Below are 17,365 nucleotides of genomic sequence, written 5' to 3'. Positions count from 1 at the left end.
CACCGTTGTTGACCGCGACCGCACGGGCGGTTCCACGGGCCGCGGCGGGCAAGCGAGACTGCCCAGGGTGAGCGAACCGCACCCCCTCGACCCGCTGACCGCCGCCGAACTGTCCGCCGGGCGCGCGGTCCTCGCCGAAGCCGGCCTGGCCGGCGGCCCGATCCGGTTCCCGCAGGTGCTGCCGGTCGAACCGGCGAAAGCGGACGTCCGCACTGGCACGCCCGACCGGCGCATCCGCTACACGCTGCTGGACACCGCCACCGGGCGCGCCGGTGAGGCCGTCGTCTCGGTGACCGGCCACGAGCTGGTGTCGTGGGACGACTGGGCGGAGGCCGAAGGGCAGCCGTCGTACCTGTTCGAGGAGTACGAGCTCGCCGAGAAGCTCACCAAGGAGTCCACGCGGTGGCAGGCCGCGATGGAACGGCGCGGCCTCGCCGACCGCGTCGAGCACGCCTTCTGCGCGCCGCTGGCGCCCGGTCACTTCGGGCGCCCCGACGAGACCGGCCGCGTGATCCGCACCCTGACCTTCCTGCGCGAGGACAACGGCGACAGCCCGTGGGCGCACCCGGTCGAGGGCCTCGTCGTGCACCTCGACCTGACCACGCGGCAGGTGCTGCGCGTCGAGGACGAGGGTGACGTCCCGGTCCCGCCCGAGCACGGCCGTTACACCGGCGAGCCCGCGCGGACTTCGCTGAAGCCGATCGAGATCACCCAGCCCGAGGGGCCGAGCTTCACCGTCGACGGCGCCGAGGTCGGCTGGGAGGGCTGGCGGCTGCGCGTCGGCTTCAACACCCGGGAAGGCTTGACCCTGCACCAGGTGAGCTTCCAGGACCGGCCGGTCCTGTACCGGGCGTCGGTCCCCGAGATGGTCGTCCCGTACGGCGACGTCGCGCCCGGCCGGTTCTGGATCAGCTACTTCGACGCGGGCGAGTATCAGTTCGGCAAGAACGGCAACAACCTCCGGCTGGGCTGCGACTGCCTGGGCGTCATCCACTACTTCCCGGCCTGGGTCGCCGACGACCACGGCGAGCCGGTGGAGATCCCGCGGGCGGTCTGCCTGCACGAGGAGGACGACGGGATCCTCTGGAAGCACACCGGTCTCGACGGGAACCCCGAGGTGCGCCGCTCGCGGCGGCTGGTCGTCTCGTCGCTGTCCACCATCGGCAACTACGACTACGGCCATTACTGGTACTTCTACCTGGACGGCACGATCGAGTTCGAGGCGAAGGCCACCGGCATCGTCTTCTGCGGCGCCGGGACGCCCGGACGGGAACAGCCGCACGCCAGCGAAATCGCGCCCGGGCTCTTCGCGCCGGTGCACCAGCACCTGTTCTGCGCCCGGCTCGACGTCGAGGTCGACGGCGAGCGCACCAGCCTGCACGAGGTCGACGTCGCCGGTGTGCCGACCGGCCCGGATAACCCGTACGGCAACGCGTTCACCTGGCGCAGCACGCCGTTGCGGACCGAGCACGACGCCAGGCGCCGGGCCGACCCCGCCCGCGCCCGCGTCTGGGAGATCCGCAGTTCCGAACGCACCAACCGGCTCGGCAAGCCGACGGCGTACCAGCTCGTGCCGCGCCCGTCGGCGACGCTGATGGCCCAGCCCGAAGCGTCCGTACACGCTCGGGCCACCTTCGCGACGCAGCACCTGTGGGCGACGCCCTACCGCGAAGACGAGCGGTTCCCCGCGGGCGAGCGGCCCGGCGCCCATCCCGGTGGCGCGGGCCTGCCCGCCTGGACCGCCGCGAACCGCGACCTGACCGACACCGACCTCGTGCTGTGGCACGTGTTCGGCCCGACCCACGTGCCGCGGCCCGAGGACTGGCCGGTGATGCCGGTCGACAAGTCCGGATTCCTGTTGCGGCCGTACGGATTCTGCGACCGCAACCCCGCCCTCGACCTGCCGTCCGGCGCCGGACCCACCTGCGAACCCACCTGCGAACACTGAGGAAGCGATGACCCTCTCCGACACCTCCACCTGGCTCCCGCTCGACGGGCTGGCCCCGGGGTTCGACGCGAACAAGGCCCCCGTGGTCGGCGATCTGCACGGCGGCGTTTTCGTGCTGCACGACGACGGGAACGGGCCGGACCACACGGCCCGGTTCACCGGCACCCGCGTCGAGTGGGACGGCACCGAAGACCCATGCGAAACGTTCCTCGTCGACGACGGTCTCTACTACGTCCAGTTCCACCCGGCGGCGAACCCGCGCGAAGCCGTCTCGCTGGTCCTCGACGTGCGCGACGGCCGCGCGCTGGTCGTCACCACGCGGATCGGTGACGACGGCACGCCGCGCGTCACCCAGGAGTTCCGGCCCGCGACCCTCGACGGCGTCGAGGCCCGTGGTGAGCCGATGGCGCCGAGCACCGCGCTGATCGGGCGCCGGGTCGTGTGGGTGTACAGCGCAGAGCACGCTTACGAGCACGTTTACCTGAGCCCGCACTGGTACACCTGGCAGTGCCTGGCCGGGCCCGAGCGCGGGCTGGCCGACACCGACGAGAACACCGTCTACCTGGTCCGGCCCGGCATCCACGTCTTCACCTGGCGGGAGAAGGTGATCCCGTGCGCATCGGTGACGATCGCCGACCACCGCGACGCGCGCCACCTGCGCTCCCACGGTGTCCTCTTCGGACTCGACGCCACCGGGGAGCAGCCGACGCACTTCACCTTCGGCGCGCACGGGCGGCTGCTGAGCACCACCGTGCACCCCGACGGCCTGGACCCGGCGCAGTCGTGAGCGCCGACCTGGTCATCACCAACGCCGTGGTGTACACAGTGGACAACGCGCGGCCGTGGGCGTCCTCGATCGCCGTCGCCGACGGGAAGATCCTCGCCCTCGAAGACGTCGAGCGCGGGCCGAAGACCGAGGTGCTCGACCTGGACGGGGCGTTTGTCCTGCCCGGGCTGGTGGACGTGCACAACCACCATGCCATGGCCGGGCGCGCGGAGCTGTTCGAACTCTCCTTGGGCGCGGACGCGGGCTTCGACGGCATCCTCGCCGCCGTCCGCGCACGGGCCGGCGAGCTCGGCCCGGACGAGTGGCTGACCGGCGGTGCCTGGCCGTCCACCCTCGTGGCGAAGCTGTCGACCGCTTCGGCGCGCCGCGCACTCGACAAAGCCGCGGGCGGGCGCCCGGTCGCGCTGACCGACGACAGCCATCACAACCGTTGGGTGAGCAGCCGGGCTTTGGAGCTGGCCGGGATCACCGCGGCGACGCCGGATCCGCCGGGTGGGGTGATCGTCCGGGACGGCGGCGAGCCCAGCGGCCTGCTGCTCGAAGCCGCGGGCGTGCTCGTCGAGCGGGTGACCGGCGGGCTCACCGAGGACCAGCATCGCCGGGCCTCGCGGCGGGCGATCGAGATCCTGCACGCCCACGGCGTCACCGCGTTCCAGGACGCGGGGGTCTCCACCGACATCCTCGGCGCGCTGAAATCCCTGGACGACGCGGGCGAACTCGACGCCTGGGCGGTGTCGTCGCTGCTGGTGAACGACCCGATCTTCGGGTTCGACCCGGTCGGCGCGCCGCTGCTGGAGCTGGCCGGGCGCTATCGCACCGAGCACCACCGGCCCGACTTCGTGAAGATCTTCCTCGACGGGGTCCCGCCGACGCGCACGGCCGCGTTCCTCGAGCCGTACCGGCCCGACGCGGTCCACGGCCACGATTTCCACGGCGCCACAACGATGTCCGGTGAGGAGCTGACGGACTGGCTGCGCACGGCGGCGACGGCCGGGTTCTCGGCCAAGGTCCACTGCACCGGCGACGCGTCGGTCCGGTTGCTGCTCGACGCCGTCGAGAAGCTGCGCGCCGAGGGGCACACGGCGGCACGATTCCAGGTGGCGCACGGCCAGTTCGTGCACCCGGACGACCTGGCGCGCTTCGCCGCGCTCGACGTCGCCGCGGACATCTCGCCGTTCCTGTGGGTGCCCGGCGTCATCCCGGAGGCCATCGCCGGGGTGCTGCCGCCGGAGCGGGCCGCGCGGATGCAGCCGAACCGCGCGCTGCTGGACAGCGGCGCGCTGCTCGCCGGCGGTTCGGACTGGCCGGTCAGCGAGTCGCCGAACGCCTGGGAGGGCATCGCGGGCCTGGTCACGCGCCAGGACCCGTACGGCCGGCGGCCGGGTGCGCTATGGCCGGAACAGGCGATCACCCTGGCCGAGGCGATCGAGGCGTTCACCCTCGGCGGGGCCCGCGCGTGCGGCCTCGACGACGTCACCGGGACACTGGCCCCAGGCCGTTCGGCCGACTTCGCGGTGCTCGACCGGGACCCGTTCCGGACCGCCGACGTGGCCGGCACACAGGTCACGGAGACCTGGTTCGCGGGGCGGCGCGTGTTCCGGCACTGACCGTGCCCTCAAGCTGTACTTCCCCAGCAAGGAAGCCATCGAGGCCACCTACGAGCGCGCGCTGAACATGATGCGCGAGCTGTGCGTGTCCTCGATGCCGATAGACGCCGAGCGCATCACGGCCGGCCGGGTGCTGCTGGTCTTCTGGCAGATGTCGCTTTCGGACCAGCGGATGCGGGACAGGTACCTGGCCGAGGGCCGCGAGGACGGCGACGTCGTCACCGGGACCCCGGGCGGTTGTCCAGGCGGGCCGACGGGCTGGACCGGATGACCTGCGTCATCCTCCTGGCGCTCAGGGCCGGATACGGTGCGGTGATCGGCTGGCCGGTGAGGCCGGCCACGACGAAGTCCAGGTGACGGCGCCAGGCGTTGACGGGCAGGCCGCGGGTGACGTCGAGGATGCCGTGGATCGCCCACAGCGCGACAGCCAGGTCCTCACCGGCCAGGTCCGCGCGGGCCACGCCGTGGCGTTGGGCCTCGTCGACGAGTTGCTGCTGGACCCGGCGCGAGCGTGCGACCAGCTCCTTGCTGGACGGGTCGCTCCACAACCGCGCGACGGCGCCGCGGCTGGTGGCCAGCAGGCCGGAAACCTCGACCAGGTAGTTGACCATGCCGGTGCCGTCCGGGTCGGACAGATGACGCTCGCCCACGGCGACGACGTCGGCGAGCAGCCGGTTGACCAGGTCCGCGATCAGCGCGTCCTTGTTCGCGAAACGGCGGTAGATCGTGCCGAGGCCGACACCGGCACGCTGGGCGACGAGTTCGATGCTGGCTTCGATGCCGTGCTCGGAGAACACGTCCTCGGCCGCGCGCAGGACACGGTCGAGATTGGCCTCGGCGTCGGCGCGCAGCCGCCGGGACCCTCGGGTCACGCCGGTCGGCTCGGCGGTCACTGGCCGGCCCCCGGGTTCGCTCGTTCGATGCTCAGTGTCAGTTCCCTTCGCACCGGTGACGTCGACGACATCAACCGGAAACTTCTTTCCGCCTGCCAGTATAGTGCAACCGGAAACAGATTTCCGGATCGGAGTACCGATGAACCAGCCGAATGCCGCGCACGACGTGCTCAACATCGTCCACGCCTACTTCTCCTCGGCCGACGCCCGAGACTGGGACACCTACCGGCGCCTGCACGCCGACCGCGTCGAGGTCGATTTCGGCGGAGTCAACGACGACAGCGCCGGCAGCGTCGCCGCCGACGACATGCTTCGCTCCGCCCGCGAGTTACTCGGCCCCGTGCACCTCACCCAGCACATGATCAGCAATGAAGTGATCACCGTTGACGGCGACGAGGCCGTCGTCGCCTTCTACGAGCAGGCGTTGCACCACCACCCGGCTCTCGGCGATGACCCCGGCGTCAACACTTGGGTGCTCTACGGACGGGGTGAGCACCGCCTGCGCCGCACCGACGACGGCTGGCGGCTTGTCGCCGCGAAGCTGACCCCGGTCCATCAGACCGGCAACGCCAACCTGCTCGCCGACGTCGCGAGGGGGCCCAGTCAGGCGAAGATCCCCCGCGAGTAGGCAGCCACCTCCTCATGCGACCGCGGTGACGACCGGGCAGATCGGCACCTGCGCCGCGATCGGCGGCCCACCACGATCCCGCGCCATCATCGAGACCACAGTGGACAGATTGCCGCCGGCACTCTCGCCGCCCACCGCGATCCGCCGCGGCGCACACCACCCGTGAAGCGACCTCGTTCTCGTCGATCGAGCCGATCGTCCAGCCACCGCCGTGGATCCAGGTGAACACCGGCACCGGGCCCGGCGCGTCCGGTAAGCACAGCCGGGCCCGGAGGTCACCACCCGGACCGGGCACCCGGTGTTCGGTCACGGACGCGACCGGTGCCACCGCACCAGGTTGTGGCCGCGACGTGGCGAAGGCGGACGCAACTCCACCGCCGTCAACGGCCGGGCCGGCGCTTCGGGGCTGCGGGCGAGCAGTTCCCGGACCGCGGGGTCGAACATCATGCTCACACCGCTTCCGCGACCAGGACCCGCGGCGAACCGGGCAGGGTCAGCCGGTCCACCGGCCGCCAGCCCGCGTCGGCGAGCCAGCCCCGCACGTCCGCCTCGGGGCGCAGAGCGTCACCCGCCGAGGATGAACCGCGCGGCCTGCTCGCCCACCAGCACCGCCGGGGCGTTCGTATTGCCCGTGGTCACCCGCGGCAGCACCGAGGCGTCCGCGATCCGCAGCCCGTCCAGGCCGTGCACCGCCAGGTCCGGGCCCACCACCGACAGCTCGTCACGGCCCATCCGGCAGGTGCCGACCTGGTGGTGGTAGGTGATCGCCGCGCGCCGGACGTACTCGCGGACGTCGTCACCAAGCGACGGGTACAGCGGCCGCGCGCCCCACTCCCCCGCCAGCGCCGGGGCGCGGCCGATCTCGCGGCACTGCTCGACCGACGCCACCAGGCTTTCGAAGTCCGCGGGCTCGGCCAGCGCGGCCAGGTCGATCAGCAGCTCGTCGTCCGGCGACGGCCCGGACAGGCGCACGCTGCCGCGGCTCTCCGGCGAAACCATGCCCGCCATCAGGGAGAACCCGGTCGGCGGCCCGGTCATCCACGGCTCGTACATCGGCACGCTGAAACAGATCGGCTGCGTGTCAGGCACGGCCAGGCCCTCGCGGCTGCGCCAGAACAGGTGCGTCTGCGTCACCGACTGGCCCGGTCCGGGCCGGGTCACCTCGCGGCGGTCCGTCGCGAACAGCACCGGCGCGAGGAGGTGATCGTGCAGGTTCCGGCCCACCCCGGGCAGGTCGGCGGCGACCGCGATGCCGTGCGCCGCCAGCTCGTCCGCCGGGCCGATGCCGCTGCGCAGCAGGATGGCGGGCGACGCCAGCGCGCCTGCCGCGAGCACCACCAGGTCGGCGGGCAACGAGCGCAGCGAGCCGCCGATCTCGGCCACCACGCCGGTGACGCGGGTGCCCTCGCAGCGCAGCCGGTGCACCGTCGCTCCCGTGTGGACAGTCATCCGGCCGGCCACCGGGAGCGCGTACGCCGACCAAGTGGTGGACCGGCGGCCGTCGCGGGCGGTGATCTGCTGGACCGAGACGCCGCCGAGGGCCGAGCCGTTGTAGTCCGGGTTGAACGGCAGCCCCACCTGCCTCGCCGCGTCCACAATAGACTGCTGGACCGGGTGCAGCGGCTCGTTCGGGACCACCGGCAGGAGGTCCTTCTCGATCCGCTCGAACACCGGGCGGACGTCGTCCCAGGCCCAGCCGGGCTGGCCCCAGCCGTCGTAGTCGGCGGGCGCGCCGCGGACCCAGACCATCGCGTTCAGCGCGTGTGAGCCGCCGAGGACCTTGCCCCGCGGCAGGTGCAGCCGCCGGTTCGCCGCGTGCTTCTGCGGAACGGTGTAGTAGTCCCAGTCCTCGGGGCCGTGCCACAGCTCCCCGGCCCGCGACGGGTCGTGGATCGCGGGGTTGACGTCCTCGCCGCCCGCTTCGAGCAGCGTCACCGCCGCGCCCGCGTCCACCAGCCGCCGGGCGAGCACCGAACCGGCCGAACCGGCCCCGACCACGATCACGTCCATGCGCCCAGCCTGGCCCGCGCCCCGGCCGGCGCGGCGTTTTCCTTCGCCGTCAGTCAACCGGCATGCGGGAGCGGACAAGACCCGCGACCCTCCGGCGCCCGATACTCGGTGCACCAGAAGGCTTTCACCAGACAGTCTTCACCAGACCGCGCAGGAGGAACCCGGGATGGCGACACGCCTGTGCATCGACGGACAGTGGACCGAGGCCGGCGGCGGCGCCCTCCCGACGCGCGACCCGGCCACCGGCCGCGTGCTGGACGAGGTCGGCACCGCGTCGCAGGCCGACGTCGACGCGGCGGTCGCGGCCGCCCGGCGCGCGCTGACCGCGCCGGAGTGGGCCGGGCTGACGCCGGTCCGCCGCGCCGCGCTGCTGTTCCGCCTGGCCGGCCTCATCGACGAGCACCACGAGGAGCTGGCCCGGCTGGAGACCCTCGACCAGGGCCAGCCGATCGGCGTGTCCCGGCAGGTGAGCGTGACCGGCACGGCCGAGCACCTGCGTTACTTCGCGGGCTGGGTGACGAAGCTGCAGGGCACCACGAACCCGGTGTCGTTCCCCGACACCCTGCACTACACCCGCCGCGAGCCGGTCGGGGTGAACGCGCTGATCACGCCGTGGAACTTCCCGCTGATGATCCTCGCCTGGAAGCTCGCGCCCGCGCTGGCCACCGGCAACACCGTGGTGATCAAGCCGAGCGAGGTCACCCCGCTGACCAGCATCCGCCTGGTCGAGCTGGCCCACGAGGCCGGGATCCCGCCGGGGGTGGTCAACCTGGTCACCGGCGACGGCGCGGTCGGCGCGATGCTCAGCGAGCACCCGGGCGTCGACCACCTGTCCTACACCGGCTCGACGGCGGTCGGGCGGCTGATCACGGCGGCGAGCGCGACGTCCAACCTCAAGCGGCTCACCCTGGAACTCGGCGGCAAGGCGCCCAGCATCATCGCGGCCGACGCCGACATCGACGCCGCCGTGGCGGGCAACCTCGCCGGGGCGACACTCAACACCGGCCAGGTCTGCGCGGCCTACACCCGTTTCTACGTCGACCGCAAGCGCGAGCAGGAGTTCGTCGACAAGCTCGCCCGCGGCCTCGAAGGGCTGCGGCTCGGCCCCGGCACCGACGAGAGCACCCAGCTCGGGCCGCTGGTGTCGGCCAAGCACCGCGACCACGTCGACTTCCTGGTCTCCACCGGACGCGAGCAAGGCGCCGACCTGGTGACCGGCGGCAACCCGGTCGACGGGGACGGCTACTTCTACCGGCCGACGCTGTTCGCCGGCGTCACCGACGGGATGGCGATCATGCGTGAGGAGATCTTCGGGCCGGTGCTGGCCGTCACCGCCTACGACGACGGCGACGAGCTGCTCGGCCGCGCCAACGACACCGAATACGGCCTGGCCGCGACGATCTGGACCCGCGACATCCGCACCGCCCAGCGCTACGCCGACGGGATCCGGGCCGGCGCGGTGTTCGTCAACATGCCGCCGATCCCGGACATGGCCGCTCCTTGGGGCGGTTACAAGGCGTCCGGCTGGGGCCGCGAGATGGGCCCGTGGGCGCTCGACGCCTACACCGAGACCAAGTCCGTGTGGCTGCACTACGGCTACTGAACGGGGTCCCGCCACACCCCAGATCGTATATTATTTGGGATATTTTGAGCCCCCGGCAGGCAGGAACCACGGATGACCAGCCCTCCGCAGCGCCCCGGCAAGATCATCGCGCTGCACCTCAACTACCGCTCCCGCGCCGCGCAACGCGGCCGGGTCCCGGACCAGCCGTCGTACTTCCTCAAGCCGCCGACGTCGGTCGCGGCGAGCGGCGACGTGCTCGAACGCCCGGCGGGCACCGAGCTGCTCGGCTTCGAAGGCGAGATCGCGCTGGTCATCGGCCGGGCCGCGCGCCGCGTCCGCCCGGAAGACGGCTGGTCGCACGTCTCCGGCGTCACGGCCGCCAACGACTTCGGCGTATACGACCTGCGTTACGCCGACAAGGGCAGCAACCTGCGCTCGAAGGGCGGCGACGGCTTCACCCCGCTCGGCCCGGCGGTCCTGCCCGCCGCGGGCCTCGACCCGGCCGCGCTGCGCCTGCGGACCTGGCTCAACGGCGAGCTGGTCCAGGACGACACCACCGCGGACCTGCTGTTCGGCTTCGGCCGGCTGGTCGCCGACCTCTCCCAGCTGATCACCCTCGAACCCGGCGACGTCGTGCTCACCGGAACCCCGGCCGGCGCCTCGGTGGCCGGCCCCGGTGACGTCGTGGAGGTCGAGGTCAGCACCACCCAGCAGACCGCCGGACTGAAAACCGGCCGCCTGGTCACGCCGATCGCCGGCGGGACTGTCCCGTTTGGACCGTACGGCGCGCTCCCCCGCGTCGACGAGCAGCAGCGGGCGGACGCCCACGGGACGTCCGAGCCCGGGTTCGTACTCACCGGCGATCTGCGGGAACGGATCGAATCCGTCGGCACCGCAACGCTTTCCTCCCAGCTGCGCAAGCGCGGGTACAACGCCGTCTCGATCGACGGGCTGACCAGCACCAAGCCCGGCACCCGGCTGACCGGCCGCGCGCGGACCCTGCGGTACCTGCCGTACCGCGAGGACCTGTTCCGCACCCACGGTGGCGGGTACAACGCGCAGAAGCGCGCGGTCGACGCCCTCGGCCCCGGTGACGTCCTCGTCATGGAGGCACGCGGGGAACGCGGCACCGGCACCGTCGGCGACATCCTCGCGTTGCGCGCGCAGGTGCGCGGCGCGGCCGGGATCGTCACCGACGGCGGCGTCCGCGACGTCACGGCAGTGTCCGCTTTGGACATTCCCGCCTACCACGCCGGCCCGCACCCGGCGGTGCTCGGACGGCGGCACGTGCCGTGGGAGGCCGACGTCGCAATCGCCTGCGGTGGCGCGGCCGTCTGCCCCGGCGACGTCATCGTGGGCGACGCCGACGGCGTGCTGGTCATCCCGCCTCAGCTGGTCGAAGAGGTCGTCGACGCGGCGGTCGAGCAGGAGCGGCAGGAAACGTTCATCGCCGAGCAGGTCGCCGCGGGCGAGCGCGTCGAGGGGCTGTACCCGATGAACGAGCACTGGAGCGGGAGGTACGCCGAATGGCAGCGGTGAACGGCGCCGCGATGAGCAAGTCGCGGATCGCCTACGAGTGGATCAAGGCCCGCATCGCCGACGGCACCTTCTCCCCCGGCTACCGGCTCGTGCTCGGCCAGCTCGCCCAGGAACTCGGCGTCAGCGTCGTGCCGGTGCGCGAGGCGGTCCGGCTGCTCGAAGCCGAAGGGCTGGTGACGTTCGAGCGCAATGTCGGCGCGCATGTCGCGATGGTCGACGAAAGCGAGTACCAGCACACCATGCAGACCCTCGCGCTGGTCGAGGGCTACGCGGCCGCGCTGGCCGCGCCGCTGCTGCCGCCGGGAGCGCTCGACGAGGCCCGTGCGCTGAACGCGCGGCTGGCGGACTGCCTCGGGCACTTCGAGCCGGCGCGCTTCACCGCGCTCAACCGGGACTTCCACACCGTGCTCTTCGGCCCGTGCCCCAACCCGCAGGTGCTCGACCTGGTCCAGCGCGGCTGGAACCGGCTGAGCGCGCTGCGGACCTCGACGTTCAGCTTCGTGCCCGGCCGCGCCCACGAGTCGGTGGCCGAGCACGACCGGATCCTCGCCCTGCTCGGCGATGGCGCCCCCGCCGCCGAGATCGAGCGGGCCGTGCGCGAGCACCGGCTGGCGACGCTGGAGGCGTTCCTCGCCTACCAGGCCGGCCGCCATTCCTGACCCAGAAAGACCCTGCTCCTGAAAGACCCTGCCCCCGAAAGGATAGGCATGCGTTTCCGCTCCGACCCCCAGTCGATCCGCGGGTCGATCGCGCCGCTGATGACGCCGTTCACCGCCGAGGGCGCGGTGGACCACGACGGCCTGGCGAACCTCGTGCGCTGGCAGCTGGCGTCCGGCAGCCACGGCATCTCGATCGGCGGCTCCACCGGTGAACCCAGCTCGCAGACGATCGCCGAGCGGGCCGAGGCGATCCGCACCGTGGCCGCGGCCGTCGGCGACCGGGTGCCGATCGCCGCGGGCACCGGCTCGACCAAGCTCGACGAGACCCTGGAACTGACCTCCGCGGCCCGCGACGCCGGGGTCGACGCGGCGCTGGTGATCACCCCGTACTACGCGCGCCCGACCCAGGAAGCGCTCTACGTCTGGTATCGCACGGTCGCCGCGGAGTTCCCCGACCTGCCGATCGTCGCCTACAACGTGCCGAGCCGCACCGCCGTCGACCTCGCGCCGGAGACGGTCGCGCGGCTGTTCCGCTCGTGCGACAACTTCGTCGGGATCAAAGAGACCACAAAGGACTTCGAGCACTTCTCCCGCGTGCTGCACCAGTGCGGGCGGGAACTGCTGGTGTGGTCCGGGATCGAGCTGCTGTGCCTGCCGTTGCTGGCGCTCGGCGGCGCGGGATTCGTCAGCGCGACGGCGAACATCGCCCCGGCCGCGTGCGCCGAGATGTACGAAGCCTGGCAGTCCGGGGACCTCGAACGGGCGCGGGAAATCCACTACGGCCTGCACCCGCTGGTCGACCTGCTGTTCGTCGAGACCAACCCGGCGCCGGGCAAGTGGGTGCTGGAGCAGCGCGGCCTGATCTCCTCCGGGCACGTGCGGCCGCCGCTGATCCCGCCGACCGGACCCGGCGTCGCCCGGATCTCCGAGCTGATGGCCGAAGGCGCGAAGTACCTCAGCCCCGTCGAGGGCTTCACGATGAAAGGGCGGGCATGACGACGCACCACGTCCCGGAGGGCCTGCCGGGCGAGCTGAAGCACTACATCGGCGGTGAACTCGTCGACAGCGTGTCGGGCAAGACCTTCGACGTGCTCGACCCGGTGTCGAACCGCCCGTACACCACCGCGGCGGCGGGGCAGGCCGAGGACGTCGACCGGGCGGTCGCGGCGGCGCGCGCGGCGTTCACCGACGGGCCGTGGCCGGGCCTGGCGCCGCGCGCCCGGGCCCGCGTGCTGAACCGGATCGCCGACGCCGTCGAGGCCCAGGACGCCCGGCTGGCCGAGCTGGAGACGTTCGACACCGGGCTGCCGATCACCCAGGCTCTCGGCCAGGCTCAGCGCGCCGCCGAGAACTTCCGGTTCTTCGCCGACCTCGTCGTGGCGCAGGCCGACGACACCTACCAGGTGCCAGGGCGGCAGGTGAACTACGTGCACCGCAAGCCGGCCGGCGTGGCCGGGCTGATCACGCCGTGGAACACCCCGTTCATGCTGGAAAGCTGGAAACTCGCGCCCGCCTTGGCTTCCGGCTGCACGGTGGTGCTGAAGCCGGCCGAGTTCACGCCGCTATCGGCGAGCCTGTGGGCCGGGATCTTCGCGGGCGCCGGGCTGCCCGACGGGGTGTTCAACCTGGTCAACGGCTTCGGCGAGGAGGCCGGTGACGCGCTGGTCAAACACCCGGACGTGCCACTGATCTCGTTCACCGGCGAATCCACGACCGGGCAGACGATCTTCCGCAACTGCGCCACCGGGCTCAAGGGCATGTCGATGGAGCTGGGCGGCAAGTCCCCGGCGATCGTCTTCGCCGACGCGGACCTCGACGCCGCGCTCGACTCGACGTTGTTCGGCGTCTTCTCCCTCAACGGCGAACGCTGCACCGCGGGCAGCCGGATCCTGGTCGAACGCAGTGTCTACGACGAGTTCTGCGCCCGCTACGCCGAACGCGCCCGCGCCATCGTCGTCGGCGACCCACACGACCCGGCCACGGAGGTCGGCGCGCTGGTGCACCCGGAGCACTTCGAGAAGGTGCTGCGCTACATCGAACTCGGGAAGTCCGAGGGACGGCTGCTCGCCGGCGGCGGCCGCCCGCCCGGCCTGGACACCGGCAACTACGTCGCGCCGACGGTGTTCGCCGACGTCGCCCCGGGCGCCCGGATCTTCCAGGAGGAGATCTTCGGCCCGGTCGTCGCGCTCACCCCGTTCGACACCGAGGCCGAGGCCCTCGCGCTGGCCAACGACGTCAAGTACGGGCTGGCCGCCTACCTGTGGACCTCGGACCTGGAGCGCGCGCACACGTTCGCGCAGTCGGTCGAGGCCGGCATGGTCTGGCTGAACTCGCACAACGTCCGCGACCTGCGCACGCCGTTCGGCGGAGTCAAGGCCTCGGGCCTCGGCCAGGAGGGCGGCTACCGCTCGCTCGACTTCTACAGCCTGCAGCAGGCGATCCACGTCTCGCTCGGGCCGGTGCACACGGCCCGCTTCGGCGTCCAGAAGGGACAGTCATGACCGCCACCCCGCCGGACGTCCTCCGCTGCGCGTACGCCGAGCTGGTCGTCACCGACCTGGCTGCCTCGCGTGAGTTCTACGTCGGAGTCCTCGGGCTCGTTGTCACCCACGAAGACGACGACGCGCTGTACCTGCGGGCGTTCGAGGAGTACCTGCACCATTCCCTGGTGCTGCGTAAGGGAATGGCGCCCGCGCTCGCCGTGCTCGGCTACCGCGTCCGGAGCGCGGCCGACCTCGACCTCGCCGAGGCGTACTACCGTGAGCTGGGCGTGCGGGTGGAACGCCGTCCGGCGGGCGCGACGCGCGGGATCGGCGAGGCGGTGCGCGTGCTCGACCCGCTCGGGTTCCCGGTGGAGTTCTTCTGCGAGGCCGAGCACGTCGAGCGGTTCACGCAGCGCTACGACGTGCACGGGGCCGGCGCGCTGTCGCGGCTGGACCACTTCAACCTCAGCACGCCGGACGTCCCGGCGGCCCGGAAGTACTACGAGGGCCTGGGTTTCCGCGTGTCCGAGGACATCCAGGACGACGAGGGCACGGTCTACGCGGCCTGGATGTTCCGCAAGCCGACGGTGCACGACGTCGCGCTCACCGGCGGCGACGGGCCGCGCCTGCACCACATCGCGTTCGCCGGCCAGGAGCGGCACCAGATCCTGCACCTGTGCGACCACCTGGGCGCGCTGCGCAAGCCGGAGATGATCGAGCGCGGGCCCGGCCGGCACGGGGTGTCGAACGCGTTCTACCTCTACCTGCGCGACCCCGACGGGCACCGCATCGAGATCTACACCCACGACTACTACACCGGCGACCCGGACAACCCGGTGATCACCTGGGACGTGCACGACAACCAGCGCCGCGACTGGTGGGGCAGCCCGGTGGTGCCGAGCTGGTACTCCGACGCCTCGGCCGTGCTGGACCTCGACGGCAAGCCGCAGCCGCTGACCGCCCGTTCGGAGGCCCGCGAGGCCGACGTCACCATCGGCGCGGACGGGTTCTCCTACACGTCGCGGGACACGGAATTCAAGCTGGGCGAACAGGTTTGAGCTACCGGGGGACCACACACGGTGGCGCCGCAAGACAACCATCGGACATCCGGCGTCCTGGTAAAGCAGCCGACCCGTGCCGGTCATCTTCCGTTGGCCTGCTGGTGGCCGGTCGTGCTTAGCGTCGGGGCGACTCAAGATCCTCCCCGGCAGACCTGGACGGAACCATCATGCGCTTGACCCGAGGCAGCGGCGACCCCTCCCCGACCCCGGAGGGGCCGAACCGCCGGTCCTTCCTCCGCAACGCGGGGCTGGCCGGGGTGGGGGCCACGGCACTGGGCGCGCTCGGCGCGACACCCGCGTCCGCCGACACCGCTGCTGCCCCCAACGCCGACAACGCCGCCGACGCCGCGGGCAGATGGCCCGGCGGCGCCGGCCGGTGGAGCCCGGACTCCGAGAGCCTCCAGTTCACGCTCGCCGTCATGCCGGACACGCAGTACCTGTACTGGGGCAGCCAGAACAGCATCGCCCCGGAGCCGCAGGAGGCGTCGTTCCGCTACGTCATCAACCAGAGCGGGAACCCGGACCGCAACATCGTCTTCATGGCGCACCTCGGTGACCTGACGCAGGACGCCGACCCGACGTCGTTCCAGGCGGTCGGCAAGGCGTTCGAGGTGCTGGACTCGCACAACGTCGCCTACAGCGTGCTCGCCGGCAACCACGACGTGTCCGGCGACGACACCCGCGGCAGCACGCCGTACCTGCGGACGATGGGGCCGCAGCGGTTCCGGCGGTCGAAGTCGTTCCTCGGCGCCGACGCGAGCGGGTACAACACCGCGCACGTCTTCCGCGCCGCGGGCCGGGAGTGGCTGCTGCTCGCGATGGACTGGCGCACCTCGGAGGCCGGCTTCGCATGGGCCGACCAGGTGATCAAGGCCCACCCGAAGCTGCCGGTGATCCTCACCGCGCACGAGATCGTCGGCTCGACCTACGACGACAACGTCTACCCGTACGAGTCCGGCGACCCCGAGGACAACGCCGCGATCACCGAGTACGGGCAGCAGGTCTGGGACCGGCTGATCAAGGACAACGACCAGGTCTTCCTCACGCTCAACGGGCACTACTGGCCGTCCGGGCGCGTCACCAGGAAGAACTCGGCGGGCCACGACGTCCACCTGCACATCACGAACTACCAGAACCGCTACTTCGGCGGCGGCGGCATGCTGCGGCTCTACCACTTCGACCTGGAGCGCAACACGATCGACGTCGAGACGGTCTCGCCGTGGATCCTGGCCCAGCCCCCGGCCGAGCGGAACCGCATGGCCGTCCTCGAATCACGGCTCACCACCCCGGTGGACTACTTCTCCATGCCGTTCGACTTCGGCCAGCGGTTCGCCGGCTTCCTGCCCGTGCCGGTCCGCCCCGCGCGGCCGGCGAACCGGATGCTGGTGCCGGGCACGCTCGCGTACTGGCGATTCGACGACGGCGGCGGCACCGGCAGCCCGGTCACCGCGAGCCGGCCGGTCCGCGACCTTTCCGGGCACGGCAACGACCTCACCCTGCTCAGCGTGCCCGGCACCGCCGCCGACGCGCTCACCTGGTCCGACGAGCACCACCCCGACCAGCCGGGCCACGCCAGCCTGCGGTTCACCGGCGGCCGGAACCCGCTGCACGGCGCGTACCTGACCACCGGTTCGCCGGCGCCGCTGAACACCGAGACGTTCCGGCGCGGCTACACGATCGAAGCGTTCGTGAAGATCCCGCTGGACTGGGACTCGAACAACAACGGCTTCATGTCCGTGTTCAGCCGCTGGGGCGAGGCCGGGAAAGCCGGCAAGCACGGCCGCAACACCGACCCGAAGGAGCCGGTGGCCCAGCTCAGCATCTCCAACAACGGCCGTGAGCCGCAGTTCAACTGCTACCCGCTGAACCAGGCCTCCCCCACGACCAACTGGGGCCACGGCCTGCCCGAGGACACCTGGTGGCACCTGGCCGTGGTCAACGACGGCCACCGCACCCGGATGTACGTGGAAAGCTCCCCGGTCGCCGACAACCCGTCCACCGACTCGGCCGGGATCACCTCGCTCGGCCTCGCCTGGATGCTCGGCGGCCACTCCTACGACGGCGCCGTCGACCAGGTCTTCCACGGCTGGATCGGCGACGTCCGCATCGTCGGCCGTCCGCTGCGCCTCGAGGAATTCATGACCGGCAAGTAGACCGTGGGCCCCGGGGAGGCGGTCGCTTCCCCG

16 protein-coding genes are annotated in these 17,365 nt (G+C 71.9%); 11 read left to right on the top strand and 5 right to left on the bottom strand.

Features of this window, described 5'->3' with window-relative positions; all coding sequences use genetic code 11:
- The first annotated feature begins 67 nt into the window (after positions 1-67).
- Genes OG943_RS07435 through OG943_RS07425 form a run of 3 tightly spaced genes read left to right on the top strand, consistent with a single transcriptional unit; the run spans position 68 to position 4,342 of the window.
- The gene (locus tag OG943_RS07435; protein ID WP_328608945.1) at positions 68-1,948 is read left to right on the top strand and encodes a primary-amine oxidase; all 1,881 of its coding nucleotides are present in this window, start codon (positions 68-70) and stop codon (positions 1,946-1,948) included.
- Positions 1,949-1,955: 7 nt separating this feature from the next.
- The gene (locus tag OG943_RS07430; RefSeq protein WP_328608944.1) at positions 1,956-2,735 is read left to right on the top strand and encodes a molybdenum cofactor biosynthesis F family protein; all 780 of its coding nucleotides are present in this window, start codon (positions 1,956-1,958) and stop codon (positions 2,733-2,735) included.
- On the top strand, positions 2,732-4,342 hold the full coding sequence (locus OG943_RS07425) for an amidohydrolase (RefSeq protein WP_328608943.1): 1,611 nt from the start codon (positions 2,732-2,734) through the stop codon (positions 4,340-4,342). Before OG943_RS07430 ends, OG943_RS07425 begins: the two co-directional genes overlap by 4 nt.
- A gap of 48 nt (positions 4,343-4,390) precedes the next feature.
- Here the strand turns inward: OG943_RS07425 and OG943_RS07420 are convergent, their stop codons facing one another.
- Together OG943_RS07420 and OG943_RS07415 are read right to left on the bottom strand one after the other, a co-directional pair.
- Positions 4,391-4,564 carry a hypothetical protein gene (locus tag OG943_RS07420; RefSeq protein ID WP_328608942.1) on the bottom strand — a complete coding sequence of 58 codons (174 nt, stop codon included), beginning with the start codon at positions 4,562-4,564 and terminating at the stop codon, positions 4,391-4,393.
- The gene (locus OG943_RS07415) at positions 4,561-5,214 is read right to left on the bottom strand and encodes a TetR/AcrR family transcriptional regulator (protein WP_328608941.1); all 654 of its coding nucleotides are present in this window, start codon (positions 5,212-5,214) and stop codon (positions 4,561-4,563) included. The genes OG943_RS07420 and OG943_RS07415 overlap by 4 nt, the downstream gene beginning before the upstream one ends.
- A gap of 160 nt (positions 5,215-5,374) precedes the next feature.
- On the opposite strand from OG943_RS07415, the gene OG943_RS07410 reads away from it, so the two are divergent.
- Positions 5,375-5,863 (top strand): nuclear transport factor 2 family protein, encoded by a 489-nt coding sequence (locus OG943_RS07410; protein WP_328608940.1) that lies wholly within the window; start codon positions 5,375-5,377, stop codon positions 5,861-5,863.
- Between the two features lie 12 nt (positions 5,864-5,875).
- Here the strand turns inward: OG943_RS07410 and OG943_RS48280 are convergent, their stop codons facing one another.
- From OG943_RS48280 to OG943_RS07395, 3 genes are all read right to left on the bottom strand, one after another.
- A complete protein-coding gene (locus OG943_RS48280) occupies positions 5,876-6,070 on the bottom strand; it encodes an alpha/beta hydrolase fold domain-containing protein (RefSeq protein WP_442874694.1) in 195 nt (64 codons plus the stop codon).
- A gap of 99 nt (positions 6,071-6,169) precedes the next feature.
- Positions 6,170-6,310 (bottom strand): hypothetical protein, encoded by a 141-nt coding sequence (locus OG943_RS07400; RefSeq protein ID WP_328608938.1) that lies wholly within the window; start codon positions 6,308-6,310, stop codon positions 6,170-6,172.
- Positions 6,311-6,427: 117 nt separating this feature from the next.
- Positions 6,428-7,873, bottom strand: coding sequence for a GMC family oxidoreductase (locus tag OG943_RS07395; protein ID WP_328608937.1), 1,446 nt, complete (start codon positions 7,871-7,873; stop codon positions 6,428-6,430).
- 166 nt (positions 7,874-8,039) lie between these two features.
- On the opposite strand from OG943_RS07395, the gene OG943_RS07390 reads away from it, so the two are divergent.
- The 7 genes from OG943_RS07390 (at position 8,040) to OG943_RS07360 (ending at position 17,332) form a co-directional block, all read left to right on the top strand.
- Entirely contained in the window at positions 8,040-9,476 is a 1,437-nt protein-coding gene (locus OG943_RS07390; protein WP_328608936.1) for an aldehyde dehydrogenase family protein, read from the top strand.
- 72 nt (positions 9,477-9,548) lie between these two features.
- Positions 9,549-10,976 (top strand): fumarylacetoacetate hydrolase family protein, encoded by a 1,428-nt coding sequence (locus tag OG943_RS07385; RefSeq protein ID WP_328608935.1) that lies wholly within the window; start codon positions 9,549-9,551, stop codon positions 10,974-10,976.
- A complete protein-coding gene (locus tag OG943_RS07380) occupies positions 10,964-11,635 on the top strand; it encodes a GntR family transcriptional regulator (RefSeq protein ID WP_328608934.1) in 672 nt (223 codons plus the stop codon). Before OG943_RS07385 ends, OG943_RS07380 begins: the two co-directional genes overlap by 13 nt.
- A gap of 48 nt (positions 11,636-11,683) precedes the next feature.
- Entirely contained in the window at positions 11,684-12,631 is a 948-nt protein-coding gene (gene dapA / locus OG943_RS07375; protein WP_328608933.1) for a 4-hydroxy-tetrahydrodipicolinate synthase, read from the top strand.
- Positions 12,628-14,136, top strand: a complete 1,509-nt coding sequence (hpaE, locus tag OG943_RS07370; RefSeq protein WP_328608932.1) for a 5-carboxymethyl-2-hydroxymuconate semialdehyde dehydrogenase — start codon at positions 12,628-12,630, stop codon at positions 14,134-14,136. The genes dapA and hpaE overlap by 4 nt, the downstream gene beginning before the upstream one ends.
- Positions 14,133-15,176, top strand: coding sequence for a 3,4-dihydroxyphenylacetate 2,3-dioxygenase (gene hpaD, locus OG943_RS07365; protein WP_328608931.1), 1,044 nt, complete (start codon positions 14,133-14,135; stop codon positions 15,174-15,176). Before hpaE ends, hpaD begins: the two co-directional genes overlap by 4 nt.
- 170 nt (positions 15,177-15,346) lie before the next feature.
- Complete coding sequence (locus tag OG943_RS07360; RefSeq protein ID WP_328608930.1) at positions 15,347-17,332, top strand: LamG-like jellyroll fold domain-containing protein; 1,986 nt, start codon at positions 15,347-15,349, stop codon at positions 17,330-17,332.
- The last annotated feature ends 33 nt before the right edge of the window (positions 17,333-17,365 follow it).

The organism is Amycolatopsis sp. NBC_00345 (assembly GCF_036116635.1).
GTDB lineage: Bacteria > Actinomycetota > Actinomycetes > Mycobacteriales > Pseudonocardiaceae > Amycolatopsis.
Note: the sequence above shows the minus strand (reverse complement) of the source record. Positions and strands in the feature narration are given on the sequence as shown.

Coding starts and splice junctions, on each gene's coding strand:
- hpaD (WP_328608931.1), top strand. CDS start 14,133: ATGACCGCCACCCCGCCGGACGTCCTCCGCTGCGCGTACGCCGAGCTG.
- OG943_RS07360 (WP_328608930.1), top strand. CDS start 15,347: ATGCGCTTGACCCGAGGCAGCGGCGACCCCTCCCCGACCCCGGAGGGG.
- OG943_RS07395 (WP_328608937.1), bottom strand. CDS start 7,873: ATGGACGTGATCGTGGTCGGGGCCGGTTCGGCCGGTTCGGTGCTCGCC.
- OG943_RS07385 (WP_328608935.1), top strand. CDS start 9,549: ATGACCAGCCCTCCGCAGCGCCCCGGCAAGATCATCGCGCTGCACCTC.
- OG943_RS07410 (WP_328608940.1), top strand. CDS start 5,375: ATGAACCAGCCGAATGCCGCGCACGACGTGCTCAACATCGTCCACGCC.
- OG943_RS07380 (WP_328608934.1), top strand. CDS start 10,964: ATGGCAGCGGTGAACGGCGCCGCGATGAGCAAGTCGCGGATCGCCTAC.
- dapA (WP_328608933.1), top strand. CDS start 11,684: ATGCGTTTCCGCTCCGACCCCCAGTCGATCCGCGGGTCGATCGCGCCG.
- OG943_RS07430 (WP_328608944.1), top strand. CDS start 1,956: ATGACCCTCTCCGACACCTCCACCTGGCTCCCGCTCGACGGGCTGGCC.
- OG943_RS07400 (WP_328608938.1), bottom strand. CDS start 6,310: ATGATGTTCGACCCCGCGGTCCGGGAACTGCTCGCCCGCAGCCCCGAA.
- OG943_RS07390 (WP_328608936.1), top strand. CDS start 8,040: ATGGCGACACGCCTGTGCATCGACGGACAGTGGACCGAGGCCGGCGGC.
- hpaE (WP_328608932.1), top strand. CDS start 12,628: ATGACGACGCACCACGTCCCGGAGGGCCTGCCGGGCGAGCTGAAGCAC.